The sequence below is a fragment of the Pseudomonas sp. WS 5410 genome, assembly GCF_012985645.1.
Classification (GTDB): Bacteria; Pseudomonadota; Gammaproteobacteria; order Pseudomonadales; family Pseudomonadaceae; genus Aquipseudomonas; species Aquipseudomonas shahriarae.
This window is the reverse complement of record NZ_JAAQWS010000002.1, coordinates 296,605-322,213: the sequence shown is the minus strand read 5'-3', so window position 1 is coordinate 322,213 and position 25,609 is coordinate 296,605. Positions and strand designations below refer to the sequence as shown.

At 59.2% G+C, this 25,609-nt stretch carries 25 protein-coding genes; 8 read left to right on the top strand and 17 right to left on the bottom strand.

Annotation, left to right across the window (positions count from 1 at the left end; all coding sequences use genetic code 11):
- Nucleotides 1-4: 4 nt before the first annotated feature.
- The 3 genes from HBO24_RS04950 to kdgD all read right to left on the bottom strand — a co-directional run bounded on the left by HBO24_RS04950 (nucleotide 5) and on the right by kdgD (nucleotide 3,884).
- Nucleotides 5-1,369, bottom strand: coding sequence for an MFS transporter (locus HBO24_RS04950; RefSeq protein ID WP_029291889.1), 1,365 nt, complete (start codon nucleotides 1,367-1,369; stop codon nucleotides 5-7).
- Nucleotides 1,370-1,472: 103 nt separating this feature from the next.
- Nucleotides 1,473-2,918, bottom strand: a complete 1,446-nt coding sequence (locus HBO24_RS04945) for an aldehyde dehydrogenase family protein (RefSeq protein ID WP_170059361.1) — start codon at nucleotides 2,916-2,918, stop codon at nucleotides 1,473-1,475.
- 54 nt (nucleotides 2,919-2,972) lie between these two features.
- Nucleotides 2,973-3,884, bottom strand: coding sequence for a 5-dehydro-4-deoxyglucarate dehydratase (gene kdgD, locus HBO24_RS04940; RefSeq protein WP_057438078.1), 912 nt, complete (start codon nucleotides 3,882-3,884; stop codon nucleotides 2,973-2,975).
- Nucleotides 3,885-4,111: 227 nt separating this feature from the next.
- On the opposite strand from kdgD, the gene HBO24_RS04935 reads away from it, so the two are divergent.
- Nucleotides 4,112-5,269: a hypothetical protein gene (locus tag HBO24_RS04935; protein WP_057958439.1), complete on the top strand. Its 1,158-nt coding sequence runs from the start codon at nucleotides 4,112-4,114 to the stop codon at nucleotides 5,267-5,269.
- 189 nt (nucleotides 5,270-5,458) lie between these two features.
- The gene (locus tag HBO24_RS04930) at nucleotides 5,459-5,653 is read left to right on the top strand and encodes a hypothetical protein (RefSeq protein WP_170044049.1); all 195 of its coding nucleotides are present in this window, start codon (nucleotides 5,459-5,461) and stop codon (nucleotides 5,651-5,653) included.
- Nucleotides 5,654-5,676: 23 nt separating this feature from the next.
- Here HBO24_RS04930 and HBO24_RS04925 read toward each other — a convergent pair whose 3' ends face one another.
- From HBO24_RS04925 to rplM, 8 genes are all read right to left on the bottom strand, one after another.
- A complete protein-coding gene (locus tag HBO24_RS04925; protein WP_057958438.1) occupies nucleotides 5,677-6,426 on the bottom strand; it encodes a FadR/GntR family transcriptional regulator in 750 nt (249 codons plus the stop codon).
- Nucleotides 6,427-6,584: 158 nt separating this feature from the next.
- A complete protein-coding gene (locus HBO24_RS04920; protein WP_057438071.1) occupies nucleotides 6,585-6,998 on the bottom strand; it encodes a ClpXP protease specificity-enhancing factor in 414 nt (137 codons plus the stop codon).
- 17 nt (nucleotides 6,999-7,015) lie between these two features.
- Nucleotides 7,016-7,633 carry a glutathione S-transferase N-terminal domain-containing protein gene (locus tag HBO24_RS04915; RefSeq protein ID WP_027604841.1) on the bottom strand — a complete coding sequence of 206 codons (618 nt, stop codon included), beginning with the start codon at nucleotides 7,631-7,633 and terminating at the stop codon, nucleotides 7,016-7,018.
- Nucleotides 7,634-7,783: 150 nt separating this feature from the next.
- Nucleotides 7,784-8,563 (bottom strand): cytochrome c1, encoded by a 780-nt coding sequence (locus HBO24_RS04910; RefSeq protein WP_057438069.1) that lies wholly within the window; start codon nucleotides 8,561-8,563, stop codon nucleotides 7,784-7,786.
- Entirely contained in the window at nucleotides 8,563-9,774 is a 1,212-nt protein-coding gene (locus tag HBO24_RS04905; protein WP_003188526.1) for a cytochrome bc complex cytochrome b subunit, read from the bottom strand. The genes HBO24_RS04910 and HBO24_RS04905 overlap by 1 nt, the downstream gene beginning before the upstream one ends.
- Entirely contained in the window at nucleotides 9,774-10,367 is a 594-nt protein-coding gene (gene petA / locus HBO24_RS04900; protein WP_032860120.1) for a ubiquinol-cytochrome c reductase iron-sulfur subunit, read from the bottom strand. The genes HBO24_RS04905 and petA overlap by 1 nt, the downstream gene beginning before the upstream one ends.
- 267 nt (nucleotides 10,368-10,634) lie before the next feature.
- Nucleotides 10,635-11,027: a 30S ribosomal protein S9 gene (gene rpsI, locus HBO24_RS04895; protein ID WP_003171743.1), complete on the bottom strand. Its 393-nt coding sequence runs from the start codon at nucleotides 11,025-11,027 to the stop codon at nucleotides 10,635-10,637.
- 14 nt (nucleotides 11,028-11,041) lie between these two features.
- The gene (gene rplM / locus HBO24_RS04890) at nucleotides 11,042-11,470 is read right to left on the bottom strand and encodes a 50S ribosomal protein L13 (RefSeq protein WP_029291908.1); all 429 of its coding nucleotides are present in this window, start codon (nucleotides 11,468-11,470) and stop codon (nucleotides 11,042-11,044) included.
- Nucleotides 11,471-11,718: 248 nt separating this feature from the next.
- Here rplM and HBO24_RS04885 point away from each other — a divergent pair, with 248 nt between their 5' ends.
- Entirely contained in the window at nucleotides 11,719-12,759 is a 1,041-nt protein-coding gene (locus tag HBO24_RS04885; RefSeq protein WP_170059360.1) for an NADP(H)-dependent aldo-keto reductase, read from the top strand.
- 101 nt (nucleotides 12,760-12,860) lie between these two features.
- Here the strand turns inward: HBO24_RS04885 and HBO24_RS04880 are convergent, their stop codons facing one another.
- Nucleotides 12,861-13,997 (bottom strand): acyl-CoA dehydrogenase family protein, encoded by a 1,137-nt coding sequence (locus tag HBO24_RS04880; RefSeq protein WP_057958436.1) that lies wholly within the window; start codon nucleotides 13,995-13,997, stop codon nucleotides 12,861-12,863.
- 220 nt (nucleotides 13,998-14,217) lie between these two features.
- Between HBO24_RS04880 and HBO24_RS04875 the strand changes: the two genes are divergently transcribed.
- A complete protein-coding gene (locus HBO24_RS04875) occupies nucleotides 14,218-15,138 on the top strand; it encodes a GlxA family transcriptional regulator (RefSeq protein WP_169866093.1) in 921 nt (306 codons plus the stop codon).
- A gap of 129 nt (nucleotides 15,139-15,267) precedes the next feature.
- Here HBO24_RS04875 and zapE read toward each other — a convergent pair whose 3' ends face one another.
- The 3 genes from zapE to HBO24_RS04860 form a co-directional block, all read right to left on the bottom strand.
- Nucleotides 15,268-16,362 carry a cell division protein ZapE gene (gene zapE, locus HBO24_RS04870; protein ID WP_057438065.1) on the bottom strand — a complete coding sequence of 365 codons (1,095 nt, stop codon included), beginning with the start codon at nucleotides 16,360-16,362 and terminating at the stop codon, nucleotides 15,268-15,270.
- A 79-nt stretch (nucleotides 16,363-16,441) separates the two neighbouring features.
- A complete protein-coding gene (locus tag HBO24_RS04865; RefSeq protein WP_170044048.1) occupies nucleotides 16,442-17,797 on the bottom strand; it encodes a tryptophan--tRNA ligase in 1,356 nt (451 codons plus the stop codon).
- Between the two features lie 24 nt (nucleotides 17,798-17,821).
- On the bottom strand, nucleotides 17,822-18,451 hold the full coding sequence (locus HBO24_RS04860; protein ID WP_057438061.1) for an alpha/beta fold hydrolase: 630 nt from the start codon (nucleotides 18,449-18,451) through the stop codon (nucleotides 17,822-17,824).
- Nucleotides 18,452-18,598: 147 nt separating this feature from the next.
- Here HBO24_RS04860 and HBO24_RS04855 point away from each other — a divergent pair, with 147 nt between their 5' ends.
- Nucleotides 18,599-19,036 carry a DUF1043 family protein gene (locus HBO24_RS04855; RefSeq protein ID WP_029291922.1) on the top strand — a complete coding sequence of 146 codons (438 nt, stop codon included), beginning with the start codon at nucleotides 18,599-18,601 and terminating at the stop codon, nucleotides 19,034-19,036.
- Nucleotides 19,037-19,169: 133 nt separating this feature from the next.
- On the opposite strand, the gene HBO24_RS04850 is transcribed toward HBO24_RS04855, so the two are convergent.
- Complete coding sequence (locus tag HBO24_RS04850; RefSeq protein WP_057958431.1) at nucleotides 19,170-19,730, bottom strand: response regulator transcription factor; 561 nt, start codon at nucleotides 19,728-19,730, stop codon at nucleotides 19,170-19,172.
- A complete protein-coding gene (locus HBO24_RS04845) occupies nucleotides 19,723-20,985 on the bottom strand; it encodes an ATP-binding protein (protein ID WP_170059359.1) in 1,263 nt (420 codons plus the stop codon). The genes HBO24_RS04850 and HBO24_RS04845 overlap by 8 nt, the downstream gene beginning before the upstream one ends.
- 207 nt (nucleotides 20,986-21,192) lie before the next feature.
- Here HBO24_RS04845 and HBO24_RS04840 point away from each other — a divergent pair, with 207 nt between their 5' ends.
- From HBO24_RS04840 to HBO24_RS04830, 3 genes are all read left to right on the top strand, one after another.
- Nucleotides 21,193-21,909 (top strand): SIMPL domain-containing protein, encoded by a 717-nt coding sequence (locus HBO24_RS04840; RefSeq protein ID WP_169959770.1) that lies wholly within the window; start codon nucleotides 21,193-21,195, stop codon nucleotides 21,907-21,909.
- Between the two features lie 85 nt (nucleotides 21,910-21,994).
- Nucleotides 21,995-23,596 carry an ABC transporter substrate-binding protein gene (locus HBO24_RS04835; RefSeq protein ID WP_170059358.1) on the top strand — a complete coding sequence of 534 codons (1,602 nt, stop codon included), beginning with the start codon at nucleotides 21,995-21,997 and terminating at the stop codon, nucleotides 23,594-23,596.
- 258 nt (nucleotides 23,597-23,854) lie between these two features.
- Nucleotides 23,855-25,480: an ABC transporter substrate-binding protein gene (locus HBO24_RS04830; protein WP_170044046.1), complete on the top strand. Its 1,626-nt coding sequence runs from the start codon at nucleotides 23,855-23,857 to the stop codon at nucleotides 25,478-25,480.
- The last annotated feature ends 129 nt before the right edge of the window (nucleotides 25,481-25,609 follow it).

Genomic DNA, 25,609 nt, shown 5'->3' with positions numbered 1-25,609 from the left:
CCCTTCAGGATTGCGCTTGGGAAAGGTTAGTCAACTCGGGGCCTTTGCTCGGTGGCTCGTTGAGCACCACGCGCTTGATCGGGCCGACGATCACCAGGTAGCTGAATACCGCCACCAGCGCATTGGCGCCGACAAATACCAGGGCCCACTTGAACGAACCGGTGGTGCTGATGATGTAGCCAATCACGATGGGCGTGGTGATGGAAGCCAGGTTGCCGAAGGTGTTGAATAAGCCGCCGCTGAGGCCGGCGATTTGTTTCGGCGAGGTGTCAGACACCACCGCCCAACCCAGTGCGCCAACGCCTTTACCGAAGAAGGCCAGGGCCATAAAGCCGACCACCATCCATTCCACATCCACGTAATTGCAGGCAATGATGCTGCTGGAGACCAACAAACCGGCAATGATCGGCGCCTTGCGAGCGAAGGTCAGGGAGTGGCCCTTGCGCAGCAGGTAATCGGAAATCACCCCGCCCAGCACGCCGCCGATAAAACCGCAGATCGCCGGCAACGAGGCGATAAAACCGGCCTTGAGGATGGTCATGCCACGGTCCTGCACCAGGTACACGGGGAACCAGGTGAGAAAGAAGTAGGTAATACCGTTGATGCAGTACTGGCCCAGGTAGACCCCGAGCATCATGCGGTTGGTCAGCAACTGGCGGATGTAATCCCACTTCGGCCCGTCGGTTTTCTTACCCTTGGCCTTGTCCTGATCCATATCGACCATCGCCCCGTTGGCAGCGATGTGGTTGAACTCGGCTTCGTTGATCAGCGGGTGCTGGCGCGGGCTGTAGATTACTTTCAGCCAGATCAGCGAAAACACGATGCCGATCACCCCCATCACGATAAACACGTGCTGCCAGCCGAAGCTGTAGACGATCCAGCCCATCAGCGGTGCAAACAACACGGTGGCGAAGTACTGCGCCGAGTTGAAGATCGCCGAAGCCGTACCGCGTTCGGCAGTGGGGAACCAGGCCGCGACGATCCGTGCGTTACCGGGGAAGGATGGCGCCTCTGCCAGGCCCACCAAAAATCGCAGCATAAACAGCGCCACCACGGCGGTGGAAACCCCGAACTCACCGACATAGCCTTGCAGCACGGTGAATAGCGACCAGGTGAAGATGCTCAGGGCATAGACTTTTTTCGAGCCGAAACGGTCGAGCAGCCAGCCGCCGGGGATTTGCCCGGCCACATAGGCCCAACCGAACGCAGAGAAGATATAACCGAGGGTGACCGCGTCGATGCCGAGGTCTTTTTGCAGGCTGGAACCTGCGATGGCGATGGTGGCGCGGTCGGCATAGTTGATCGTGGTCACCAGGAACAGCATGAGCAAGATCAAATAACGGACGTGCGTCGGCTTGGTCGCTTGCATGTAGATGTACTCCCACTAATTATTTTTTTTGCGGGTAATGGTTTTGGTGCTGCGCACTGCTTTTTTGTGGGAGCTGGCTCGCCGGCTCCCACACGTATTGCGTTTACGAGCCGATGTAGCTGGTTTTCACCACGGTGTAGAACTCTTGCGCATAGCGACCTTGCTCACGCGAACCGTAGGATGAGCCCTTACGCCCACCAAAGGGAACGTGATAATCCACACCCGCCGTCGGCAGGTTGACCATCACCATCCCTGCCTGGGAGTGGCGCTTGAAGTGGTTGGCATACTTGAGCGAGGTGGTGGCAATGCCTGCCGACAAACCGAACTCGGTGTCGTTGGCCATGGCCAGTGCCGCTTCGTAGTCCGCCACGCGCACTACATTGGCCACCGGGCCGAAGATTTCTTCACGGCTGATGCGCATGGCGGCCTGGCTGTCGGCGAACAGAGTCGGCGCCAGGAAGTAACCTTCGGTGTCACACGTCACCAAGCCACCACCGCTGACCAGCCGCGCACCCTCGCCCTGGCCGATGTCGATGTATTTCAGGTCCTGGTCCAGTTGGGCCTGGGACACCACCGGACCGATATCGGTGCCAGCGTGCAGGGCATGGCCGACCTTGATCGACTGCATGCGCTCGGCCATGGCCGCGACGAATCGCTCGTGGATCCCCGCCGTGACGATAAAGCGACTGGACGCCGTGCAACGCTGGCCGGTGGAGTAGAACGCGCTCTGCACCGACAACTCGACGGCCTGCTTGAGGTCGGCATCGTCGAGAATGATCTGCGGGTTTTTGCCGCCCATTTCCAACTGCACCTTGGCCTGGCGCGACACGCAACTGACTGCGATCTGTCGGCCCACGCCCACGGAGCCGGTAAAGCTGATGCCATCGACCTGCCGGCTGTTGACCAGCGCATCGCCGACGACGCGGCCGCTGCCCATCACCAGGTTGAACACGCCACTGGGGAAGCCGGCGCGGGAGATGATTTCGGCCAGGGCCCAGGCACAGCCGGGCACCAGGTCTGCCGGTTTGAGCACCACGCAGTTGCCGTAGGCCAGGGCCGGGGCGATTTTCCAGGCGGGGATGGCAATCGGGAAGTTCCACGGGGTAATCAGGCCCACCACGCCCAAGGCTTCGCGGGTGACTTCGACATTGACCCCAGGGCGCACCGACGGCAGGTAATCACCGGACAGGCGCAGGCACTCGCCGGCAAAAAACTTGAAGATATTACCGGCACGGGTCACTTCGCCGATGGCTTCCGGCAGGGTCTTGCCCTCTTCGCGGGCCAGCAGCGTACCGAGTTCTTCACGGCGGGCGAGGATCTCGCTGCCGACTTTATCCAGGGCGTCATGCCGGGCCTGGATGCCGGAGGTCGACCACGCCGGGAACGCTGCGCGGGCCGCGTCGATGGCGGCGTTGACCTGGGCCAGGTCGGCCGTGGCGAAATCGCCGATGACATCCGACAGATCCGACGGGTTGATATTGCTTGAGTAGTCCGCACCGGCCACCCATTGGCCGCCGATGTAGTTGTCAAAACGCTTGGCTTGGGACACGCCTCTTCTCCTTACGCAAAAAGCCGCTGATCACTCAGCGGCTTTATTAATGGGTTACTGCGCACCTTGCTTGTCGATCAGCGCGGCCAGGGCTTCGTATTCTTCTGGCAGCAGATCGGTCAGCGGGGTACGTACCGGGCCTGCGTCATAGCCGGCGATTTTTGCGCCCGCCTTGACGATGCTCACGGCATAGCCGGCCTTGCGGTTACGCAGGTCCAGGTAAGGCAGGAAGAAGTCGTCGATGATCTTGTTGACGGTGGCGTGATCTTCCCGGGCAATCGCGTGGTAGAAGTCCATCGCGGTCTTGGGAATAAAGTTGAAGACTGCCGAGGAGTACACCGGCACGCCCAGGGCCTTGTAGGCAGCGGCGTAAACCTCTGCAGTCGGCAAGCCGCCCAGGTAGCTGAAACGATCACCGAGACGACGGCGGATCGACACCATCAGCTCGATATCACCCAGGCCATCCTTGTAGCCGATCAGGTTCGGGCAACGTTCGGCCAGGCGCTCCAGCAGCGGCGCGGTCAGGCGGCAGACGTTGCGGTTGTAGACCACCACACCGATTTTTACCGACTTGCACACCGCCTCGACATGGGCGGCGACGCCATCCTGGCTGGCTTCGGTCAGGTAGTGCGGCAACAGCAGCAGGCCTTTGGCCCCCAGGCGCTCGGCTTCCTGGGCGTACTCGATGGCCTGGCGGGTGGAGCCGCCGACACCGGCGAGGATCGGCACGCTGGTAGCGCAGGTATCGACTGCGGTTTTCACCACTTGGGCGTATTCACTGGCTGCCAGGGAGAAAAACTCACCGGTGCCGCCCGCCGCAAACAACGCAGAGGCGCCATACGGGGCCAGCCACTCCAAGCGCTTGATATAGCCCGCCGGGTGGAACTCACCCTGGGCATTGAAATCGGTGACCGGGAAAGACAGCAGACCGTGGGAGAGGATGGACTTCAGTTCTTGTGGATTCATTATTTGAACACCCTGGGCAAAGACGAAGACTGGAACGTTATTATTTATGTGGTACGTCATCGCACAACTATAAAAATGTTCGTCAACCTTCTTTTGTCGGCTTGCCGGTATTTCGAGGTCATTAGTAGCGAGCGCCTTGACGTAGGGAATTATTCCTCTATTCTCGCAATGACTGTATATACATACAGTTATCAAGGAAGATTCCTACGACATAGCAAGGAGCTAACATGTCAGAACTTGAATCGGTCATTACCCGCAAAACCCTCCCCTCCCTGCGCTTTGAAGGCGGCGAGCACACCGCAATTGGCGATGACACCCAGCTGCGCTTCGTGCAGGGCGCGCCCTCTATTCCGGGCGCGCAAGTCAAGCTTCACCTACCCAACGGCCTGGCCCTGACCTATGGTCAGATCATCTCCCTGGGCGGTGACTTCTACGGAATTCCCGGCCAGCCCATCAGTGACGGTGCGTCACCCACCGAGCGTGTGCAGCGCTTCACCGCCGCGTTTAACTCGCTGGCGACTTTGCCGGCGTCACGGGAGGAAGCGGGCAAAATCCTCGCGGTCATGCAAAAAGAGATCAACGCAGTGAAGCAGGCCATTCAGGATGGCAAGCAACCCCATGAGGCCTACGACGCACTAGGAGATACGTTGTCTGAAGAGTGGAACCGTATCACCGGCGGCGGCAGCGTGGTTTCAGCCATGGTTCCCCTGGGGCGCTACTTGAAGCTGGCGGCCGATAATGCCGACCATTTCGGCGAGTGGGCGCTGTCTGCCTACCTGGCCGGGCATTCTGCCGCCCTGCAACAAGCGGTGGTGGCTCACCAAAGCGGCAGTGGCCAGCAATTGGAACTGGCTTACGCCATGAACAGCTTTGCTGATCACTTCTTGACCGACCTGTTTTCCGCAGGGCACCTGCGCGTCCCACGCAAACAACTGGCGGCCGTGGTGACACCGGGTGAACTGGGGTCGTTGATCAGCCGCTTTATGCACGATGAAGACAGCAAGTTCGGGCTCAATGTGCGCAATGCCCTGGGCGATGAGTGGCATGCCTATGGCGACAAACGCTACTTCGATAGCAATGACGCCGCCAACCGCACTCAGGTGAAGCGTGCGGTACAGGCTTCGGCCGATGAGATCTTCGACGCGTACATCAGCGGTATCGCGCCCTCCCCGGCCACATTCAAGGCACCACTGCATGTGCCGGACTTGAACGCGGCGAACAATCCAGCGAATAACTTTTCGCCGCTGTTCAAGGCCGAGGGCGACAAGGTGTTGCGGCGCAAGGACGTCAACAACTTGAATGACAAGCAGTGGACCAATGATTGGTGGGGGTGGAGTACGTATCTGTTGCTTAAGGACTACAAGCCAAATAACCCGCTGCCTTGATGTAGCCACAGCGCCCCTGTGTACGGATGACTCGTATACAGGGGACCGTTCGTCGTCACTGTGAATTCTGACAGTATCAGCGATGTACCCGTCGCCCCTAGATTGAACGCCACCACCGGGCGACCTCAGCCGCAAGAGGTGCAGTCACCCTGGAGGCCCTTCAGTAATCGAGAAATAGTGAGGCATGCCATGGCTACTAGAAAATGCACATTTACATCCAAATCCAATAAATTCAAAGCAGCGACGCAGAATATCGATGCTGTGCAGCTACCCAATATCGGAGATACCGTTCAACTTGATGGTGATCCGCCTGAATTGATCATAGGCAAAAACTTCCAAATCAAAGATGGCGACGTTAAGCAAATCGACTTTTTCCTGGCGTAAATGCCTCCCTAGCAATCACCGAATTACCCCCGCTGCGCCTGCGCTTCTTCATGAGCCTGGCGCAGCCGCTCTCGACTATTGGTCAAATGCAATCTCATCGCCGCCCGCGCCGCATCTGAATCCTGACGGGCAATCGCCTCATAAATCTCTTCGTGCTCACGGCTCAGGCGGCTCATGTAGTGCTGCTGGTCGTCATGGGCCAGGCGCGCAGAATTCAGGCGGGTCCGTGGAATAATGCTGGTGCCCAGGTGGGTCATGATATCGGTGAAGTAACGGTTGCCGGTGGAAAGGGCAATCTGCAAGTGGAACTGGAAGTCCGACGCTACCGCATCACTGGCGTGCGCTGCACTTTCATTCAGGGCATCGAGGGCCGCGCGCATCGCTGCCAACTGCTCGTCACTGCGACGCTGGGCCGCGAGACCAGCAGACTCCACTTCCAGGCTGATGCGCAATTCGAGGATCGCCAGTACATCACGCAGCGTGACCACGGTCGCCGGATCAATGCGGAACCCGCTGGGGCTCGGCGTATCCAGCACAAAGGTGCCGATGCCATGCCGGGTTTCCACCTGCCCGGCTGCCTGCAGCCGCGAGATTGCCTCGCGCACCACCGTGCGGCTGACCCCATGGGCTTCCATGATGGCTGACTCGGTGGGCAGTTTGTCGCCACGCTTGAGCTGGCCATCGCGGATCTGTTCGGACAACACCGTGACCAGTTCCTGGGCAAGGCTACGGCGCTTGCGGGGAAGACGCGGGGCTGTGCTGAGGTTTTCCATGGGCAGGCAACTATCTCGATGATTCAAAAGGGCATCATAGCCCAAGCGAGTTGTACGATCACCGCCCTGCATGATTTGCCCAAGGTTTATCGCGCGCAAAAAAATGCCCCAGCCTAAGCCGGGGCATTTTCAACACATGCCCGAAGGCGCATGTTTTGTCACTTCACCACTTTCAAGCTCGGCCGGCCGCTAGGGCGCGGTGGCTCGGAATCAGGTGGCGGCAGATCATCTTCAATTTCAATCGCTTCGTCGTCTTCAAGGGACGACTCCAGATCAAACACCATGCCCTGGCCATTCTCCCGGGCATAAATGCCCAGGATCGCGCCGATGGGCACATAGAGCGTATGGGGTACCCCACCAAAACGCCCTTCAAAGCTGACCGCTTCATTGTCCATGTGCAGTTGACGCACGGCACTGGGTGAAACGTTCAGGACAATCTGTCCGTCACTGGCAAAACCTTGTGGCACCTGCACCGCAGGAAACTCGGAATTGACCAGCATATGCGGGGTGCAATCGTTGTCCACAATCCACTCGTAGAGCGCGCGGACCAGGTAAGGTCGACTGGAGTTCATCAACGGCTCCTTAAGCCTTAGCGCATATCACGTTCGACGCCAGACAGACTTGCCTGGAAAGCCTCACGCGCAAACTGGCGCTCCATGTAATCAAGCAGCGGCTTGGCAGGCCGCGGCAGTTCAATGCCCAGAATCGGCAAACGCCAGAGTATGGGTAATAGGCAGCAATCCACCAGGCTTTGTTCCTCACTGAGGAAAAAAGGTTTGTCGGCGAACAATGGAGAAACGCCGGTCAGGCTCTCGCGCAATTCCTTACGCGCCTGCACACGGGCCGCTTCTTTGCTGCGTGTATCCAGAATCAGATCCACCAGCCCACACCAGTCACGCTGGATCCGATGGATCAGCAGGCGGCTGTTGGCACGCGCCACCGGATACACCGGCAGCAAAGGTGGATGGGGGTAACGCTCATCCAGATATTCCATCACCACGGTTGACTCCCACAACGCCAGGTCACGATCGACCAGGGTGGGCAAGCTGCCGTAAGGGTTCACTTCGATCAGTTTCGGCGGGTGACGTCCCACCTCCACACTGATGATCTCGGCGCTGACACCCTTCTCTGCGAGCACGATGCGTACTCGGTGGGAATAGTGGTCGGCGGGGTCGGAGTAACAGGCCAACCGGTTGGTCACGCCCATGGCGGTCCTCCTCGCTTGTTGAAATTATCGAAAGCTCAAAAACGAGCGCGCCCAGAAAGCATCTCCTGTAACACCTGGATCAACCAGAGCGTTACCCGTTCAGAGACGTCGCTGGGCGCGCAAGATTAACAGCAATTGCCTAAGGTTGGATCAATGCACATCCTTCCAGTATTCACGCTTGAGCAAATAAGCGAATACGAAGAAGAAAGCCAGGTACAGCAACACATAGGTACCGATGCGTTGATGCTCCAGTTTGACCGGGTTGGCGGAGTAAGCCAGGAAGGTCACCAGGTTCTTGACCTTCTCGTCGAACTGCTCCTCGTTCAGCGCGCCGCTCTTGGGCACGATGGTCAGTTGGTCACAGGCTTCGTGGGTCAACGGCGTGCCGGTCAGCGGGTCATATTGCTTCTTGCCGTTTTCCACGACTTGAACCTGCTTGCATCCGACCACCTGACGGCCTTGCAGGCCGACCAGCACGTTAGGCATACCCACGTTCGGGAAGACCTTGTTGTTCACGCCCCATGGGCGCGTAGGGTCTTCGTAGAACGATTTCAGGTAGCCATACAGCCAGTCGGTGCCACGTACGCGTGCTACCAGGGTCAGGTCGGGCGGTGCAGCCCCGAACCAGGCCTTGGCGTCGGCCGGTTGCATGCCGATGTTCATGTGGTCGCCAATCTTGGCACCGGTGAACACCAGGTTCTTGAGCATCAGCTCATGAGGGATGCCCAGGTCATCGGCCACGCGCTCGTAACGCTGGAACTTGGCGCTGTGGCAGCCCATGCAGTAGTTGGCGAACGTACGGGCGCCGTCTTGCATGGCAGCCTTGTCAGAAACGTCAATGTCGACTTTTTCCAGTGCCACGCCAGACCCGGCCGCGAAGGACAGTGCCGGCAGGGCAGCAAGAATCAATGCAGCGAATAATTTTTTCATCAGCCAGTCACCCTTTCCGGAACCGGTTTTGTCTTCTCGAGCCGGGTGTAGAACGGCATCAGAATGAAGTAGGCGAAGTACAGGAAGGTGCAGACCTGCGACAACAACGTCCGCTCAGGGGTCGGCGCCAGTACGCCCAGCACGCCCAGGATCACGAACGAGATGCAGAACACCCACAGCCAGATTTTGCTCAGCCAGCCCTTGTAGCGCATGGACTTGACCGGGCTACGGTCGAGCCAAGGCAACACGAACAGCACCGCAATGGCCGCACCCATGGCGATAACGCCCATGAGCTTGTCGGGGATCGCCCGCAAAATGGCGTAGAACGGCGTGAAGTACCAGACCGGGGCAATGTGTTCCGGGGTCTTGAATGCGTTCGCCTGTTCGAAGTTAGGCTTTTCGAGGAAATAGCCGCCCATTTCCGGGAAGAAGAACACAATCGAGCAGAAGACGAACAGGAACACCACCACGCCGACGATATCTTTCACGGTGTAGTAAGGGTGGAAAGGAATGCCGTCCAGCGGAATGCCGTTCTCGTCCTTGTGCTTCTTGATGTCCACGCCGTCCGGGTTGTTCGAACCCACTTCGTGCAGCGCCAGGATGTGCAGCACCACCAGACCGAGAATCACGATCGGCAAGGCCACCACATGCAAGGCAAAGAAGCGGTTCAGGGTGATGCCCGAAATCAGGTAGTCACCACGGATCCACTGGGTCAGGTCGTTGCCGATGACCGGGATCGCGCCAAACAGCGAGATGATCACCTGGGCACCCCAGTAGGACATCTGGCCCCAAGGCAGCAGGTAGCCCATGAAGGCCTCTGCCATCAGTGCCAGGTAGATCAGCATGCCAAACACCCACACCAGCTCACGCGGCTTCTGGTACGAGCCGTAGAGCAAGCCACGGAACATGTGCAGATAGACCACGATGAAGAACGCCGAAGCGCCAGTGGAGTGCAACAGACGCAGGATCGAGCCGTACTCGACGTCGCGCATGATGTATTCGACGGAGGCAAACGCTTCTTCCGCCGACGGGGTGTAGCTCATGGTCAGCCAGACACCGGTCACGATCTGATTGACCAGTACCAGCAATGCCAGGGAGCCAAAGAAATAGAAGAAGTTGAAGTTCTTCGGCGCGTAATACTTGCTGAGATGGTCTTCCCACATTTTGGTGGCGGGGAAGCGCGCATCCACCCAATCCATGAACTTGCTCATTACGCGCTCTCCTTATCGACACCAATGACAATAACGTCGTCAGATTCGTAGTTGTGCGGCGGAACCGGCAGGTTCAACGGAGCAGGCTGGGATTTGTAGACGCGACCGGCCAGGTCGTAGTGGGAACCGTGGCAAGGGCAGAAATAGCCGCCAACCCAGTCCTTGCCCAGATCCACAGGCGCGACTTCCGGGCGGAAGGTCGGCGAGCAGCCCAGGTGCGTGCAAAGACCAACCAGCAGCAGAATCTCTGGCTTGATCGAACGCGCTTCGTTTTGGGCGTAGGCGGGTTGTTCGGAATTCTTGGATTCGGGGTCAGACAACTGGCCCTCGATTTTCTTCAGATTCCCCAGGATTTCCTCGGTACGACGAACGATGAATACTGGCTGGCCGCGCCACTCAGCAATCATCTGCTGGCCTGGCTCGATCTTGCTGACATTCACCTTCACCGGTGCACCTGCGGCTTTCGCCTTGGCACTGGGAAACCATGACCCCACGAACGGGACCGCAGCCCCCACCGCTCCTGCAGCACCCACAACGGATGTGGCTGCTACCAAGAAGCGACGCCGGCCTGCATTCACGCCGTCATTGCTCATTCAGTCCTCTCCCATCAGCTTTTTGGCCTGTTAAATCAGGCGTCTACTAAGTATTAAATCTGAACTTATAAAAATTTTGCCGAATGGTAATGAAAAGCCCCACCTCTGACAAGGTAATTACCCGGAGCCTAAGCCCCAAGCCTTGTAGTATAGGGGGTCTACGGATGTGGCAAGTTGTCACACAGAAAAAACCTGCATAAAAAGCGGGCAATAAAAAACGCCCAGCTCCGCGAGGAGGCTGGGCGTTTTTGTGGAACGTAAAGCGAATTAACGCTTCGAGTACTGCGGACGCTTACGCGCTTTACGCAGACCGACTTTCTTACGTTCAACTTCACGGGCATCGCGAGTCACGAAGCCAGCTTTGCGCAGAGCGCCGCGCAGGGTTTCGTCGTACTGCATCAGAGCGCGAGTGATACCGTGGCGGATTGCGCCAGCTTGACCACTTACACCGCCACCGATAACGGTGACGTAGATGTCGAACTTTTCAACGGTCTCGGTCAGTTCCAGCGGCTGACGAACTACCATGCGGGCAGTTTCGCGGCCGAAGAAGTTGTCCAGAGTGCGGTTGTTGATCGAGATGTTACCAGTGCCCGGACGCAGGAAAACGCGTGCGGTTGCGGTTTTGCGACGGCCAGTGCCGTAATTTTGAGTCGCCGACATAATGAACTATTCCGTTAAAACTTCAGTTCTTGGGGCTGCTGAGCAGCATGAGGGTGAGCAGCGCCCGCATAGACTTTCAGCTTGCGATACATGTCGCGACCCAGTGGGCCCTTCGGCAGCATACCTTTAACCGCGATCTCGATCGGGGCTTCAGGCTTCTTGGCAATCAGGCCTTCGAAGTTCGAAGACTTGATACCGCCTGGGAAACCGGAGTGACGGTAGTACATTTTGTCGCTTGCTTTGTTGCCGGTTACACGAACCTGCTCAGCGTTGATGATTACGATGTAGTCACCGGTATCAACGTGAGGGGTGTACTCAGGCTTGTGCTTGCCACGCAGACGGCTGGCGACTTCAGTGGCCAGACGACCCAGGGTCTGACCAGCGGCGTCGACGACAAACCAGTCGCGCTGAACTGTTTCCGGTTTTGCAGTAAAAGTTGTCATTCTTTAATAGCCTCAGGGGCCGCCCTGTAAATTAGACGGCGGATCTTACTGAATAGTGCGTACTTTGACAAGTCAAAGGCAGCCGGATACAGACGCTATCGGGGGCTCGGGTCAGCGCGTCCGTTCAACGGCAAGATTCTTCGGCAGGCGGCGCATCACTTCCACTGCAGAAAGAGGTGGGCAATTATGCAGATTGCGAAAAAAAATTCAACCTGCTTTTATGATTGTTTTCCCCGAAGGAGCACCCGATGGATTATCGACAGCTGGGCCGGACCGATCTGAACGTGAGCGCGATCTGCCTCGGGACCATGACCTGGGGCGAGCAAAACACCGAGGCAGAGGCCTTCGCCCAGATTGAAAGAGCCAAAGGTGCGGGGATCAACTTCCTCGATACCGCAGAAATGTACCCGGTCCCCCCCAAGGCTGACACCTACGCCACCACCGAACGCTACATCGGCAACTACTTCAAGAGTCGGGGCGACCGCGCCGACTGGATCCTCGCCAGCAAGATCGCCGGCCCCGGCAACACCATCGACTACATCCGCGACGGCCAGCTCAAGCACAACCGCAAGCACATCGTCGACGCCCTGGACGCCAGCCTCAAGCGCCTGCAGACCGACTGGATCGACCTGTACCAACTGCACTGGCCGGAACGCAGCACCAACTTCTTCGGCCAACTGAGCTACAAGCATCAGGAAGAGCCCGACCTCACACCGCTGGAAGAAACCCTCGAAGCCCTCGACGAGCAGGTCAAGGCCGGCAAGATCCGCCATATCGGCCTGTCCAATGAAACGCCGTGGGGCACCATGAAGTTCCTGGCCCTGGCCGAGGCCCGTGGCTGGACCCGCGCGGTGTCGATTCAGAACCCCTACAACCTGCTCAACCGCAGCTTTGAAGTGGGCCTGGCAGAAGTCGCCATCCGTGAGCAATGTGGCTTGCTGGCATATTCGCCACTGGCATTCGGCATGCTCAGCGGCAAGTACGAAGGCGGCGCACGGCCGGCCAAGGGTCGTTTGAGCCTCTACAGCCGCTTTAGCCGCTACTTCAACCCGCAATCGGAAGCCGCGTGCAGCCGCTATGTGGCCCTGGCCCGCGAGCACGGCCTGGACCCGGCGCAGATGGCCCTGGCGTTTGTCACGCAGCAGCCGTTTGTGACCAGCAATATCATTGGCGCGACGACGCTTGCGCAGTTGGACAGCAATATCGCCAGTGCTGATCTGAAACTGTCGAAAGAGGTGTTGGACGGGATCGAGGCGATTCAGAAGGATCACCCAAATCCTGCGCCTTGATTGACCTTCAGGCCGCCATCGCAGGCAAGCCAGCGCCCACATTTGATCGGTAATGTGGGCGCTGGCTTGCCTGCGATGGGGCCCTCAACAGCACCAGAGATTCAAAGCGCCCGCGCAATAATCTCCTTCATGATCTCATTGGTCCCCGCATAAATGCGCTGTACCCGCGCATCCGCCCAGGCCCGGGCTATCGGGTATTCCCACATGTAACCGTAGCCGCCGTGCAACTGCACACACTCATCGAGCACCTTGCATTGCAGGTCAGTGGTCCAGTATTTGGCCATCGCCGCCGTCGGCACATCCAGCTTGCCTTGCAGGTGCTGTTCCAGGCACTTGTCGACAAACACCCGACCAATCTGCACCTCGGTCGCAATCTCCGCCAGCTTGAAGCGGGTGTTCTGGAAGTCGGCAATCGCCTTGCCGAACGCCTTGCGCTCGCGGGTGTAGTCCAGGGTCCATTGCAGCGCCGCCTCGGCCGACGCCAGGGCGCCGATCGCCACGGTCAGGCGCTCCTGGGGCAGCTCCTGCATCAGGTAGGCAAAGCCCATCCCCGCCTGGCCCAGCAGGTTCTCCTTGGGCACCCGCACGTCCTGGAAGAACAGCTCGGAGGTGTCCTGAGCCTTCATCCCGACCTTTTCCAGGCGCTTGCCCTTGTCGAAGCCCGGCGTATTGGCCTCGACCAGAAACAGACTGGTGCCCTTGGCGCCGGCCTTGGGATCGGTCTTGGCCACCACAATCACCAGGTCCGCCAGGAAGCCATTGGTAATAAACGTCTTGGAGCCGTTGATTACATACTCATCGCCGTCCAGCACGGCAGTGGTCTTGACCCCCTGCAGGTCCGACCCGGCACCCGGCTCGGTCATGGCAATGGCCGTGACCATCTCCCCGGAAACGAGCTTGGGCAGGTACTTGTGCTTCAGCGCCTCGCTGCCGTAATGCAGGATATACGGCGCAACAATGTCCGAATGCAGGGAGAAGCCAATCCCGGTCAGCCCCAGGCGGCCGATCTCTTCGATCACCACGGTGCTGTAGAGAAAGTCCGCGCCCAGGCCGCCATATTCTTCCGGCAGGTGCGAGCACAGCATCCCCGCCTCCCCCGCCTTGCTCCACAGGGCGCGATCAATATGGCCCTGCTTTTCCCATTGCGCATGGTACGGCACCGCGTCTTTTTCGAGGAAGGTGCGCACGCTCTGGCGGAAGAGTTCGTGCTCGGAGCTGAACAAGGTTCTGGGAATCATGAGTCACCTGCGTCGATTGTCGGACAAAAACAAGATCACAGAGCCTAAGCTGCACGGACGTCACAGGACACTGGACACATGCGACAAAAAATAAGACGATCCAGCCGTTAGTTGACCACTTTCCCCTATAAGAATAATCGAAATTATGTCTAACCTCGTCTCCACGCCCTTGCGGCGCGTCAGCATTTTGGCCATTGACCGGGTGTTTGCTTCCACCCTCATGCAAGCCAAGGATTTCTTCCACCTCGCCAGCCTGCGTTACGGCAAACAGCAGGGCCTGGGCCTCACGCCGGCCTTTGAAACCCGCCTGGTAAGCCCCGATGGGCAATCGGTGTGCAGCTTCAGCGATGTGATCATGCCGGTCGACGGCGGCCTGGAAAACGCCGATATCATTGTGCTGCCGGCCTTCTGGGATGACTTCGACGCCCTGAGCAAACGCTACCCACAGATCCTGCCCTGGCTGCGCGAGCAACATGCGCGCGGGGCGGTGTTATGCGGTGAGGCCACCGGAGTGTTCTGGCTCGCCGAAGCCGGCCTGCTCGATGGCAAGGAAGCGACCACCTACTGGCGCTTCTTCAACGCCTTCAGCGAACGCTTCCCCAAGGTCCAGCTCAATCAGGACAAGCACCTGACCGACGCCGATAACCTGTACTGCGCCGGGGGCACCACGTCAGCCTGCGATCTCTACATTTATCTGATCGAGCGCTTCTGCGGCGCCAACATCGCCCAGGCCGTGGCCCGCGACATCCTTTACGAAGTGCAGCGCAGCTACGCGCCGGGACGCATCGGTTTTGGTGGGCAGAAGCTGCACCAGGATGTGATCATCCTGCAGATCCAGCATTGGCTCGAAGAGCACTTCGCCGACAAGTTCCGCTTTGAAGACGTGGCCCGTGAACACGGCATGAGCATCCGCAACTTTATGCGGCGCTTCCAGACCGCTACCGGCGACAAGCCGCTGCACTACCTGCAACGCCTGCGCATCGAGACAGCCAAGGGGTTGTTGTCGGGCAGCCGCAAGAGCATCAAGACCATCAGCTATGAGGTGGGCTACGACGATGCGAGCTTTTTTGCGCGACTGTTCAGGCAGCACACGGAACTGTCGCCGAACCAGTATCGCCAGCAGTTCCAGCAGGCCGCCTAACTAAAGGCGGGCACAATCAAATGTGGGAGCGGGCTTGCTCGCGAATGCGGTGTGTCAGTTAACGAATAAGTCGACTGATACACCGCATTCGCGAGCAAGCCCGCTCCCACATTTTGGTTCGGTGTTTGCCTAAGGCTTGTGCGCCCGCGCCAGGAACTCGTGGGACTGCATTTCCAGCAAGCGGCTCAGGGTCCGTTGGAATTCGAAGTTCAAGCGACCGCCGGTGTAGAGGTCCTTGAGTTCGACTTCAGCCGAGATGATCAGCTTGACGTTACGGTCGTAGAATTCATCGACCATGTTGATAAAGCGCCGGGCGATGTCGTCGGTAGTGACGCTCATTTGCTCGACACCGCTCAAGATCACCGCATGGAAAATCTTGCCCAGTTCGATGTAGTCGTTCTGGCTGCGGGGGCCGTCGCACAGCTCGCGGAAGTCGAACCAGGCCACGTCGTCACAGGTGCGCAGGGCAATGATCTGGCGATTCTCGATCATCAACTTATCGTTTTCCACCGCCTGGGTGCATTCCGGCGTCAACGCACGGAAGCTCTTGCGCAGGCTTTCGTGGGCCGCTTCGTCGAGGGGGAAGTGGAACAACTCGGCTTGCTCGAGGTGCCGCAGGCGGTAATCGACGCCGCTGTCGACGTTGACGATATCGGTGTGCTGCTTGATCAGAGCGATGGCCGGCAGGAAACGCGCACGCTGCAGGCCGTCCTTGTACAGACCGTCAGGCACGATGTTCGAGGTGGCGACCAGGGTCACGCCGTTCTTGAACAACTCTTCCATCAGGGTGCCGAGAATCATCGCATCGGTGATATCGGACACGAAGAACTCATCGAAACAGATCACCCGCGCTTCCTGGGAGAAACGCTTGGCGATGATGGTCAGCGGGTTTTTCTCGCCGTGCAGGGTCTTCATCTCTTCGTGCACACGCTTCATGAAGCGGTGGAAGTGAGTGCGCGACTTCTCCTTGAACGGCAGCGCTTCGAAGAAGGTGTCGACCAGGTACGTCTTGCCGCGACCCACACCGCCCCAGAAGTACAAGCCCTTGACCGGCGTCTGGTCTTTCTTGCCAAACAGCTTGCTGAGCATCCCCGGCTTGCTCTGGGAAGAGGCGACCAGGTCTTCGTACAGGCGCTGCAAGTGACGCACCGCCGTTTCCTGGGCAGCATCATGGAAGAAGTCGGGGCGCTTCAGATCAGCTTGATATCGTTCTAGGGGCGTCATAATTTCGTTAGCAAGGCAACAAAAACGGGCCGTCACTGTAACGACGGCCCCGGATAATGGCAATCAACCCTTGGTCGGGTCAGTCTTCGATTGGCGTCAATGCTACGCGCACGGCTTCGATGGCGGCATCCCGCGCAGCGCTGTCGGCGAAGGCCGGGCTGTCGGCGATACACGCGCCGTCGAGCCACACCGTAAAGCCCAAGGCCTCACTGCGCACATCCAGCGCCTGGCCGGACTGCAACTGCTTGGTGACAGCGCCCGCCGCCTTGCCATCGGCAAAGTTGCGCGACAACAACAGTTGCTCGCCGTCAGCCGCCAGCAGGCGGAAGCGGAAGCTGCCGTCGTCTTCACGGAAGCTGACAAACCGCGCGGCCTTGACTGCCTTCTTCTTGGTGCTGGCAGCCTCGGTGGCCTGGTTGACGAACGAGCGCAGGCCCACGGCTTCCCGCAGCTCCTGCAGGAATGGACCGGCGACGGCACGGGCCTTCTTGGCGCCGACCAGCAGCAGATCTTCCATGTCCGAAGGGCGCGCCATCAATTGATGGTAGCGCTCGCGGGCTTCGCCCAACTGGCCGTCCAGCAGTTGGAACAGGCGGTTTTTCGCCTCGCCCCAGCCCAGGCCGTCGAGCAGTTCGCTGCGCAGTTGCTGTTCCTGTTCAGGGGTGGCGAACGCCTGGTACAAGGTGAACAGGTGCGAGTTATCCGGATCCTTGGCCTCACCCGGCGCGCGGGAGTCGGTGACGATTCGCGAGATCGCGTCCTTCATGTCCTTGGCGGTGGTGAACAACGGAATGGTGTTGTCGTAGCTCTTCGACATCTTGCGCCCATCCAGGCCCGGCAAGGTGGCGACACCTTCTTCGATCACTGCCTCGGGCATGGTGAAGAACTCTTTGCCCTTGCCGAACAGGTGGTTGAAGCGCTGGCCGATATCACGGGCCATTTCCACGTGCTGGATCTGGTCGCGGCCGACCGGCACCTTATGGGCATTGAACATCAGGATGTCCGCCGCCATCAGCACCGGATAGCTGTACAGGCCCATGCTGATCCCGGCATCCGGGTCTTCGCCGTTTTCCAGGTTCTTGTCCACCGAGGCCTTGTAGGCGTGGGCGCGGTTGAGCAGGCCCTTGGCCGCGACGCAAGTCAGCAGCCAGGTCAGCTCGGGAATTTCCGGGATATCGGACTGACGGTAGAAGGTCACCCGGTTCACATCCAGGCCACCGGCCAGCCAGGTCGCGGCGATTTCCATACGCGAGCGCTGGATGCGCTGCGGGTCATCGCACTTGATCAGCGCGTGGTAGTCAGCCAGGAAGTAGAACGAATCGGCATTGGCATCCTGGCTGGCGAGGATCGCCGGGCGGATGGCACCGGCGTAGTTGCCCAGGTGCGGGGTGCCGGTGGTGGTGATGCCGGTGAGGATACGGGTACGAGTCGTCATGGGTAATCGCTTATCAGACTGCTATCAATTCGAAAGGCGCGGCAGCACCAGATCCTTGAGATCGGTGAGCTTGCCATGAAAAAAGTGCCCGCATTCTGCCACTTTCAGCAGCTCATGGGGGCGTTTGAGGGCGGCAGACCAGTCGTAGACCTGCTGCGGGTCGACCACTTCGTCGGTTTCCGGCTGGATCACGGTCAGCGGGCAGCCCTGTGGAAGCGGGTCCTCGTCACGCAAACGCATGACGGCCGCAGCCACCATAAACAGGTGCGCGAGTTTTTCGCCCTTGGCTTCCAGGCGCCCGCCGAGACTGGCGGCAACAAATCCACCGAACGAGAAACCCAGCAAGGTGATGGGCAGGTCCGGGTGTTTTTCACGCAGCCAGCTTACGGCGGCTTCGGCATCGTCCACTTCACCTGTGGCCATATCATGGCTACCCGCGCTGGCACCGACGCCACGGTAATTGAAACGCAAAGTAATCAAACCGGCATCGCGGGCGGTACGTTGCAGGGTCGAGACGACTTTATTGAGCATGGTCCCACCCTGCACCGGGTTGGGGTGGCAGATCAGCGCCAGGCCACGTGGCTCGGGGTGATCGAGGTACAAGGCTTCCAATTGGCCTACCGGGCCATCAATCAAAACAGGGGTTTCACGCATGAGCAAGGAATGAACTCCGTGACCTCTCAAGGGGTCGACTCGTCTAGCTAAAAGTCTGTGCATGGCATCATTGCGAGCTTAATCGCGGTATACAGCGCAGGTCCGAGCCGTTAACGTAAAGCAAAGCCGTTTATAGAGGAAGGACTCGTGGAACACTCGCTCTTAGTTTGGTTGTTGCCGACTCTTGCCCTGGTTGCCGGTGTCGCCATTGGATTCCTGGTTGCTCGCCTCCTGCCGAATGCCGCGCCTAACCGCACGCAGCGTCAGTTGGATGACATCCAGGAACGTTTTGACAGTTATCAGAACGAGGTTGTTACCCACTTCAACAGCACCGCGACCCTGGTCAAGAAGCTCACCCAGAGCTACCAGGAAGTACAGGATCACCTCGCCGATGGCGCCAACCGCCTGGCTCTGGACGATATTACCCGTCAGCGTCTGCTGGCCGCGCTGCATTCCGATGCCACGCAAGCCCCACGGGAGCGCCTGACCCCGCCACGGGAAAACCAGGAGCCGCCGCGGGACTACGCGCCAAAGACGCCGAACGCCCCCGGCATGCTGGATGAGCATTACGGCTTGAAAAAGTAAGTCGTTTTCAAGCAATACAAAAAGCCCGGCTGATCCATGATCAGCCGGGCTTTTTGTTGGAACTGGATCGGCAGAACAATGGAGATCCAATGTGGGAGCGGGCTCGCTCCCACACAAGCCCACTCACCGTAGTTCAGCGCCGTACCGGGCGCTTCTGCAGCTTGCGCTGCAAGGTCCGGCGGTGCATGCCCAGGGCACGGGCCGTGGCTGAGATATTGCCTTCGTGCTCGGTCAACACGCGCTGGATGTGCTCCCACTGTAGGCGGTCCACCGACATCGGGTTTTCCGGCACCAGGGTGTCGAGGTCGGCATGCTCGGAGAGCAAGGCGGCCAGCACATCATCGGCGTCCGCCGGCTTGCACAGGTAGTTGCAGGCACCGCGCTTGATCGCCTCGACAGCGGTGGCAATGCTCGAATACCCGGTGAGGATCAGCACGCGCATTTCCGGGTCCAGCTCCAGCAGCTTGGGCAGCAGCACCAGGCCCGAGTCACCGTCCATTTTCAGGTCCAGTGCCGCGTAGTCCGGCAGGTCGGCCTGGGCGATGGCCAGGCCTTCTTCGGCGGAACCTGCAGTGCTGACGCGAAACCCGCGACGGCTCATGGCTCGCGCCATTACGCGGGTAAAGGTGGCATCGTCATCTACCAGCAACAGGTGCGGCAGTTCTTCGCCTTCGACTTGGATCTCGTCACTCATCGATGTCTCCTCGTGCAGCACGGGGCAGGCGCAGCTCGGTGAGCGTGCCGCCTTCCTCATGGGGGTAAAGTTTCACCGAGCCGCCAGCGCGGGTCACGCTGGCCTTGCTCAAGAACAGGCCCAGGCCGAAGCCTTTGCCCTTGGTGGTAAAGAATGGCTTGCCGATCTGCTCGGCAATCGCCAGCGGCACGCCAGCGCCGTGGTCGCGAATACTGATGGTGAGGTTTTCCCAATCCCAGTCCAACTGCACTTCCAACCCTTCCGGGCAGGCGTCGGCTGCATTGTTCAACAGGTTCAGCAACGCCTGGGTCAGGTCCGGCGGTGGTGCCATACGCGGCACTGCGCCCTGCCCCAGCAGGTGGAAACGGTAACTGGCTTCGGGACGCATCAAGTGCCAGCGGTTCAGGGCTTCGTCCAGCCACTGGGTGACGTCTTGCATATCCACCGCCAGGCGCCGGTTGGCTTCAGCGGCACGCACCAGTTGCTGCAAGGTCTGCTTGCATTGCTTGACCTGCTCCTGCAACACGCCGAAGTCGTCTTGCAAGGCCGGGTCGTGATGGTCCTGGCGCATTTCCTTGATCAGCACGCTCATGGTTGCCAGCGGCGTGCCCAGTTCATGGGCCGCACCGGCGGCCTGGGTCGCCACGGCCAGCAGTTGCTGGTCACGCAAGCCCTCTTCACGGCGGATTGCGCGCAGTTCTTCCTGGCGCCGCAGCTCTTCGGCCATGCGCGCGGCAAAAAAGGTGATCACCGCCGCCGACAGCGCGAAGCTCAGCCACATGCCGTAGATCTGCAGGTTTTCCCGGGCAATCGGGAAGGTTTCCAGGGGATAGAACTGCGCCAGCAACAAGGTGTAAAGCGCCAGGGCGATCCCCGACAGGATCACCGAATAGCGCCACGGCAAGGTCACGGCAGCGATGGTCAGCGGTACCAGGTAATAGGAAACGAAGGGGTTGGTAGAGCCACCGGAGAAATACAGCAACACGCTGTGGATAAACAGGTCGCAGGCCAGTTGCAGCGCGTACTCCAGCTCCGTCACCGGCCAGGTGGTGCGCAGGCGGATGGCCGTGAACACACACAGCACCGTGGAAAAGGCCAGGGTCACCCACAGTTGCAGCCAAGGCAGCGGCAGCAGTTCAAACCAATAGGCGAGCCCCACGGAACCGGCCTGGGCGGCCAGCACCAGGGTGCGGATAAACGTCAGGCGCCAGAGGTTCTGGCGAGTGGCGGAAGTCAGTTTTACGGGGGCGAGCATGAGCTCTCCTGATGAGCGCTCCAGGCGGATCGCAGCAAGTATAAACGAAGCGACGGTACAGTCTGCGAGTCTGTGGCCCTTTGACGCAGGTCATGGCTTTATGACCGTTCGTCGGCATCGTCGCCAGATGTAGAGATTTTGTAACCCGCCGAACCCGAATCCCCCGTCTACAGTCTTACCGAACACGATCACCCTCAAGGAGCTTCCATGTCACGTTTCACTCGCAGTGCCGCCCTTATTGCCCTCAGCGTTGGCAGCATTGCCAGCCTGCCCGCGCTGGCCGCCGATCAACTGCACTACAACCAGATTTCCCTGCGGGCCGAAGTCAGCCAGGAAGTGGCCCGTGACAAGATGATCGTCACCCTCTACACCGAGTCGCAAAATACTGACCCGGCCAAGCTCGCCGCCGAAGTCACAACCATCATGAACAAGGCGCTGGGCGAAGCTCGCGAAGTAAAAGGCGTGACCCTGCGCCAGGGCAGCCGCAACAGCTATCCGATCTACGACAACAAGAACCAGAAGATCACCGGCTGGCGCGAGCGCGCCGAACTGCGTCTGGAAAGCGCGGACTTCCCGGCGCTGTCCAAGCTCACCGGCGAGCTGCTCAACACCCTGAAAATGGACAATATGGACTTCGCCATCGCCGACGCCACGCGCAAGTCCAGCGAAGACGCGTTGCTCAAGGATGCGGTCGCCGCGTTCAAGGCCCGCGCCCAACTGGCCACCGATGCACTCGGCGGCAAGGGCTACAAGATCGTCAACCTGAACTTCAATACCAACGGCTACCCAATGCCGTACGCGCGAAATGGCGGGATGATGATGAAGGCAGCAGCAATGGATTCGGCGCCGACACCTGAGGTCGAGGCCGGCACCAGCCAGGTCAGCATGAGCGCCGACGGGGTGATTGAAGTACAGATGCCATAAGCCTTACCTGATGACCCACAACGGCGGTAACCTCGGTGACCGCCGTTTTTTTGGCCGTTGTTTACCTGCCATTTCAGGGGTCACCATGGATAGAACTGTCTTCAAGCCGCTCCTCCTCGTTGCCAGCCTGCTGGCGTGCATGCCCACGGCCCAGGCGGCAAGCACCCTGGTCTACTGCTCCGAAGCCAGCCCCGCCGGGTTCGATCCGAGCCAGTACACCAGCGGCACCGATTTTGATGCCTCGGCCGAAACCGTGTTCAACCGCCTGACCCAGTTCAAGCGCGGCGGGACCGAAGTCGAGCCGGGCCTGGCGACCCGTTGGGAGGTGTCCAAGGACGGCCTGGCCTACACCTTTCACCTGCGCGACGGGGTCAAGTTCCACAGCACCGAGTACTTCACCCCGAGCCGCGACTTCAATGCCGACGATGTGCTGTTCACTTTCCAGCGCCTGCTGGACGCCAACCATCCATTCCGTCAGGCCTACCCGTCCGAGTCGCCGTACTTCACCGATATGGGCCTGAATACCACGATCAAAAGTGTGGAAAAGCTCGACGAGCACAGCGTGCGCTTCAACCTCAATAACGTCGATGCCGCTTTCGTGCAGAACCTGGCCATGAGCTTTGCGTCCGTGCAATCGGCCGAGTACGCGGCGCAGTTGCTTAAAGACGGCAAGGCCGCCGATCTCAACCAGAAACCGATCGGCACCGGGCCGTTTGTGTTCAAGCGCTACCAGAAGGACTCGCAGATTCGCTACGTCGCCAATAAAAACTATTGGAAGCCTGAGGATGTGAAACTCGACAGCCTGGTGTTTGCGATCACCCCGGACGCCGCGTCGCGCCTACAAAAGCTCAAGGCCGGCGAATGCCAGGTCAGCGGCTATCCGCGCCCCTCGGATATCGAGGTGATGAAGCAGGATCCAAACCTGCGCGTGCAGCAGCAGGCGGGCTTCAACCTGGGCTTTCTGGCCTATAACGTGACCCATCCGCCGCTGGACCAGCTCAAGGTGCGCCAGGCCCTGGACATGGCCATCGATAAGCCGGCGATTATCCAGGCGGTGTACCAAAGTGCCGGGCAATTGGCGCAGAACGCACTGCCGCCTGCCCAGTGGTCTTATGACCCCAGCATCAAGGACGCACCGCACGACCCTGCCAAGGCCCGGGCGCTACTAAAAGAAGCAGGGGTTGCACCAGGTACCACCATCAATTTGTGGGCGATGACCGTGCAGCGCGCCTCCAATCCCAACGCGCGAATGTCGGCGCAGATGATCCAGCAGGATTGGGCCAAAGTCGGGATCACCGCCAATATCGTCAGCTATGAGTGGGGCGAATACATCAAGCGCGCAAAAAACGGCGAGCACGATGTGATGATCTACGGCTGGACCGGCGACAACGGCGACCCGGATAACTGGCTGGGCGTGCTCTACAGTTGTGCCGCGGTCAAGGGCAGCAACTATGCAAAATGGTGTAACCCGCAGTACGACCAACTGGTGCAGAAGGCCAAGCTCAGCAGTGACCGTGACGAACGCATAAAGTGGTATCAACAGGCGCAAAAAATACTTAAGGATCAAGTACCTATAACGCCTATTGCGAACTCGACGGTTTTCCAGCCACTGCGCAAGGAGGTCCAGGACTTCAAGATCAGCCCGTTTGGCCTGACACCGTTCTACGGCGTAAGTCTGAATAAGTAACAACTATGCCCCAACCGGGTGCGCCAGACACCTCGGTTGGACTTATTCGGTGCACTCCACGCACCGAAAAAAGCCCTCAAAAGTACAGTTTCGTGTCGAAAATTATATGAATGCGACATTCCTGTACGTTCGTACCACTCTTTGCCGCTTGTTGCCTCTCAACGTCTTGCATTGGGTATGGGGCCTGCATAAGTATCCGCAGGCCGACTCACGAGGTCGCCCTCAATTCCAAAAATGACAACAAATCATGAGGCCAACATGCTTAAACACGCAGTCATTCCGTTTTTAGTCAGCGCCAGTTTAATGGCCGCTGCACCTTTCGCCCAGGCGGCGACTAATCTGGTGTTCTGCTCCGAAGGGAGCCCGGCCGGTTTCGACCCAGGCCAGTACACTACCGGAACAGACTTCGATGCTTCGGCCGAAACCATGTTCAACCGGCTCAGCCAGTTCGAGCGCGGCGGCACCGCCGTGATTCCTGGCCTGGCCACCAAGTGGGATGTATCCGAAGACGGCCTGACCTACACCTTCCACCTGCGCGAAGGGGTCAAGTTCCACACCACGCCGTATTTCAAGCCGACTCGTGAATTCAACGCCGACGACGTGCTCTTCACCTTCAACCGGATGATCAATAAAGACGATCCATTCCGTAAGGCCTACCCCACCGAGTTCCCGTACTTCACGGACATGGGGATGGACACCAACATCAAGAACATCGAGAAAATCGACGACCACACCGTCAAGTTCACCCTTGGCACCGTGGACGCCGCGTTTATCCAGAACCTGGCCATGAGCTTCGCCTCGGTACAGTCGGCCGAATACGCCGCCCAACTGTTGAAGGACGGCAAGCCCCAGGACATCAACCAGAAGCCGGTCGGCACTGGTCCGTTCGTGTTCAAGAGCTACCAGAAAGACTCCAACATCCGCTTCACCGGCAACAAGGATTACTGGAAGCCTGAAGACGTGAAGATCGACAACCTGATCTTCGCCATCACCACCGACCCGTCGGTGCGTGTGCAGAAACTCAAGAAGAATGAATGCCAGGTCACCCTCTTCCCGCGTCCGGCCGACCTCAAGGCCCTGGGCGAGGACAAAACCCTTAAACTGCCGCACCAGGCCGGTTTCAACCTGGGTTATATCGCCTACAACGTCATGCCAGTGCTCAAGGGCCAGACGGCCGCCAACCCCCTGGCCGACCTGCGCGTACGCCAGGCGCTGGACATGTCGGTCAACAAGCAGCAGATCATCGACTCGGTGTACCAGGGCGCAGGCCAACTGGCGGTCAACGCCATGCCGCCGACCCAATGGTCCTATGACGACACCATCAAGGACGTCCCGCACGATGTGGCCAAGGCCAAGGAACTGCTCAAGGAGGCCGGCGTCAAGGAAGGCACCGAGATCACCTTGTGGGCCATGCCGGTCCAGCGTCCGTACAACCCCAACGCCAAGCTGATGGCCGAGATGCTGCAGAACGACTGGAAGCAGATCGGCTTGAAGGTCAACATCGTCAGCTACGAGTGGGGCGAGTACATCAAGCGTTCCAAGGGCGGCGAGAACCAGGCCATGATCATCGGCTGGAGCGGTGACAATGGTGACCCGGACAACTGGCTGAACGTGCTGTTTGGCTGCGACTCCCTGGCCGGCAACAACTTCTCCAAATGGTGTGACAAGAAATTCGACGGCATCGTGAAAGAAGCCAAGGCCACATCGGACGTCGCCAAGCGCACCGAACTGTACAAACAGGCGCAACACGTCCTCAAAGATGCAGTGCCCATGACACCTATCGCGCACTCGACGGTGTATCAACCCATGCGCAACAACGTGCAGGACTTCAAGATCAGCCCATTTGGCTTGAATTCCTTCTACGGGGTGAGCGTCAGCAAGTAGTGATCTCTAGCGGCGACGTTTCATAACGTCGCCGTTATTGCATCCGCCCAGATCCTAGGAATCGAACTACCCCCGCATGGGCTGCCGTCCTACAGCAGCTAACTGCGCAGGTTACGTCCGATACCTACA

What these genes read in the sequence shown, in the direction of transcription:
- HBO24_RS04950 (WP_029291889.1), bottom strand. Translation starts at nt 1,369, where the DNA reads ATGCAAGCGACCAAGCCGACGCACGTCCGTTATTTGATCTTGCTCATG.
- kdgD (WP_057438078.1), bottom strand. Translation starts at nt 3,884, where the DNA reads ATGAATCCACAAGAACTGAAGTCCATCCTCTCCCACGGTCTGCTGTCT.
- HBO24_RS04935 (WP_057958439.1), top strand. Translation starts at nt 4,112, where the DNA reads ATGTCAGAACTTGAATCGGTCATTACCCGCAAAACCCTCCCCTCCCTG.
- HBO24_RS04930 (WP_170044049.1), top strand. Translation starts at nt 5,459, where the DNA reads ATGGCTACTAGAAAATGCACATTTACATCCAAATCCAATAAATTCAAA.
- HBO24_RS04925 (WP_057958438.1), bottom strand. Translation starts at nt 6,426, where the DNA reads ATGGAAAACCTCAGCACAGCCCCGCGTCTTCCCCGCAAGCGCCGTAGC.
- HBO24_RS04920 (WP_057438071.1), bottom strand. Translation starts at nt 6,998, where the DNA reads ATGAACTCCAGTCGACCTTACCTGGTCCGCGCGCTCTACGAGTGGATT.
- HBO24_RS04915 (WP_027604841.1), bottom strand. Translation starts at nt 7,633, where the DNA reads ATGGGCGTGACCAACCGGTTGGCCTGTTACTCCGACCCCGCCGACCAC.
- HBO24_RS04910 (WP_057438069.1), bottom strand. Translation starts at nt 8,563, where the DNA reads ATGAAAAAATTATTCGCTGCATTGATTCTTGCTGCCCTGCCGGCACTG.
- HBO24_RS04905 (WP_003188526.1), bottom strand. Translation starts at nt 9,774, where the DNA reads ATGAGCAAGTTCATGGATTGGGTGGATGCGCGCTTCCCCGCCACCAAA.
- petA (WP_032860120.1), bottom strand. Translation starts at nt 10,367, where the DNA reads ATGAGCAATGACGGCGTGAATGCAGGCCGGCGTCGCTTCTTGGTAGCA.
- rpsI (WP_003171743.1), bottom strand. Translation starts at nt 11,027, where the DNA reads ATGTCGGCGACTCAAAATTACGGCACTGGCCGTCGCAAAACCGCAACC.
- rplM (WP_029291908.1), bottom strand. Translation starts at nt 11,470, where the DNA reads ATGACAACTTTTACTGCAAAACCGGAAACAGTTCAGCGCGACTGGTTT.
- HBO24_RS04885 (WP_170059360.1), top strand. Translation starts at nt 11,719, where the DNA reads ATGGATTATCGACAGCTGGGCCGGACCGATCTGAACGTGAGCGCGATC.
- HBO24_RS04880 (WP_057958436.1), bottom strand. Translation starts at nt 13,997, where the DNA reads ATGATTCCCAGAACCTTGTTCAGCTCCGAGCACGAACTCTTCCGCCAG.
- HBO24_RS04875 (WP_169866093.1), top strand. Translation starts at nt 14,218, where the DNA reads ATGCAAGCCAAGGATTTCTTCCACCTCGCCAGCCTGCGTTACGGCAAA.
- zapE (WP_057438065.1), bottom strand. Translation starts at nt 16,362, where the DNA reads ATGACGCCCCTAGAACGATATCAAGCTGATCTGAAGCGCCCCGACTTC.
- HBO24_RS04865 (WP_170044048.1), bottom strand. Translation starts at nt 17,797, where the DNA reads ATGACGACTCGTACCCGTATCCTCACCGGCATCACCACCACCGGCACC.
- HBO24_RS04860 (WP_057438061.1), bottom strand. Translation starts at nt 18,451, where the DNA reads ATGCGTGAAACCCCTGTTTTGATTGATGGCCCGGTAGGCCAATTGGAA.
- HBO24_RS04850 (WP_057958431.1), bottom strand. Translation starts at nt 19,730, where the DNA reads ATGAGTGACGAGATCCAAGTCGAAGGCGAAGAACTGCCGCACCTGTTG.
- HBO24_RS04845 (WP_170059359.1), bottom strand. Translation starts at nt 20,985, where the DNA reads ATGCTCGCCCCCGTAAAACTGACTTCCGCCACTCGCCAGAACCTCTGG.
- HBO24_RS04840 (WP_169959770.1), top strand. Translation starts at nt 21,193, where the DNA reads ATGTCACGTTTCACTCGCAGTGCCGCCCTTATTGCCCTCAGCGTTGGC.
- HBO24_RS04835 (WP_170059358.1), top strand. Translation starts at nt 21,995, where the DNA reads ATGGATAGAACTGTCTTCAAGCCGCTCCTCCTCGTTGCCAGCCTGCTG.
- HBO24_RS04830 (WP_170044046.1), top strand. Translation starts at nt 23,855, where the DNA reads ATGCTTAAACACGCAGTCATTCCGTTTTTAGTCAGCGCCAGTTTAATG.